The 1978-nt window shown below is 74.1% G+C and carries 1 protein-coding gene; it reads right to left on the bottom strand.

Annotated elements, in window-relative coordinates; translation table 11 throughout:
* Positions 1–1963, bottom strand: a 1963-nt coding sequence (locus tag ACOADB_RS10890; RefSeq protein WP_378598105.1) for a hypothetical protein, incomplete at its 3' end; no start/stop codon positions are given.
* Between the last annotated feature and the right edge of the window lie 15 nt (positions 1964–1978).

Consider the following 1978-nt stretch of genomic DNA (forward strand, 5'->3'; position numbering starts at 1 on the left):
CCGAGGCGGTGGACGCCGTGTACGCGGTGCTGGCGGCCAGCGTCACCGAGACGGTTCCGGTCGCGGTCGGCTTCACCGTCAGGGAGTACGTGCCGTCGGCGGTGGTCTTCGCCGTCCCGAGAGTGAGGACCGTCCCGGTCGCCGTCGTCAGGCGTACGGCGAGCGCGACCCCGGACGCCGCGACGGGCGTCGCCCCGACCGACGCGGTCAGCGCGCCGGACACCGTCACGGGGTCGGCGTAGTGGACGTCGTCGTCGCCCAGGCCGGCCGAGAGCGCCGTCGTGCACCGGGCAGGGGTGGCGACCAGGGCAACCGGCGCTCCGGCGGCGTAGACGGTGCCGGCAACGGTCCGGCCGCGGTACGTCGTCGACACGGTCGCGGTCTGGCCCTGCGTCGCCACGCCTGACGCGGTGGTGATCGGGGAGCCCGCGCTGGCGGGGGCCGTCATCGTCGCGGTCTGCTTCGTCAGCGGGGTGGCGAGGCCCTTCACGGGCTGCCCGCTCGCGACGTCGATGACGCGGGCGGCGAGGGGGAAGGCGGCGCCGGTGCAGACCGAGGCCGTGCCGCCGGCCGGCCACTGGCCCGCCGCGCCGAGGCTCACCGTGACGGGGCGGGCAGTTCCGGTGGCGAAGGTCAGGGGGCTGGTGATCACCTTGGTCGCGCCGGAGGAGTCGGTGAGGGTGACGGTGACGGTCGTGGCAGCGGACGCGGCCGCGCCACAGGCGACCTCGGTCTGCAGTGCGGTCGGCGTCGTGAACGAGCAGTCGGTCCGCGCGGACTTCCACTGCACCGAGGTCACCGTTCGCCCCGCGGGCAACGACGGCGCGACCGACGCCTGCGTCGCCAGGCCGGGGACGGCCGGATTGTTCACGGCGATCGTCGCGCCCAGGACCGTGGGGGCGCCCGGCGTGCCGCCGCCGGCGCCGTTGCCGCCACCGATCAGGAACCGCGAGTCGGCGGCGTTCCAGTGACTGTCGAGATAGCTGCCCGGGTCGGGGTACGTCGAGAAGTAGTCGTCGTTGTTGCAGTCGAAGAGGTATTCGCGCTCGGCCGGGCAGACCTGCTGCATCGAGAAGCCTCCGCCGTCGGCGTAGCACATCGTGTCCGACTCGTCCCAGCAGTGACCGGCGCGGGTGCCGTGCGGCGCCGTGCTCTGGACCCCGCCCAGCGTGTGCAGGAGTTCGTGGGCCTCGACCGAGTGCTGGGCGGCGCCGTCCCCGAAGCCCCAGCAGCCGGAGTCAGTCCGGGCGTACTGGGCGTAGCTGCCGTTGTTCGGGTTCGCCTGGCCGTCGCTGTCGTTGGGGTACATCGACGCCACGCCGCACAGCACCGTGGCGTCGGTCCACATGAGGTACTTGCGGGTCGGGTCGGTGTAGCCGAGCGCCTGGACGGCCGCGATGCTCGCGTTGAACGACGACAGGGCTCCGGCAGGGACGGTGACGTTCAGGACCCGGGCGACGCAGGTGCCGCCGGCCGGATCGGTGACGAAGCGGACCCGTCGTACGCCGCCGGTCAGGGCCGCGGACCGGTTGACGACGTCGTCGACGCCCGCAGCCCACAGCTGGAAGCTCGACTGGAGGGCGGCGAAGCGGTTGGTGCGGCCGGACTCGACGACGTACATGGCCTGGACGCGGTAGCCGGCGACGCCGTCGCCCTCGCACGTCACGGCGGGACTGGAGGCCGCCGCCGCGGTGGGTGCGGGGACGCCGAGCTCCTCGGCCGCGGCGTACGCGCCCTCGCTCCCGCCCTCGCGGGCGCGCAGTTCGGCGGTGGTGACCGGCTCGGTCGGGTCGACGCCCGGAGGTGCCTCGTCGGCGTGCTGGCAGGCACCCGGCAGTGACCAGCTCAGCTCGCTGCCCGTGCCGCAGCGCGCCGCCACGGAGCCGCCGTCCGGCAACCCGATGACCGCCGGCGTGACCACGGCGACGGCAAGTGCGAGGGCGACGAGCACACGGCGGACCATGTCCGTCCGATTGGC

Origin of the sequence: Nocardioides sp. CPCC 206348, assembly GCF_048654705.1 — a bacterium.
Lineage (GTDB): Bacteria > Actinomycetota > Actinomycetes > Propionibacteriales > Nocardioidaceae > Nocardioides.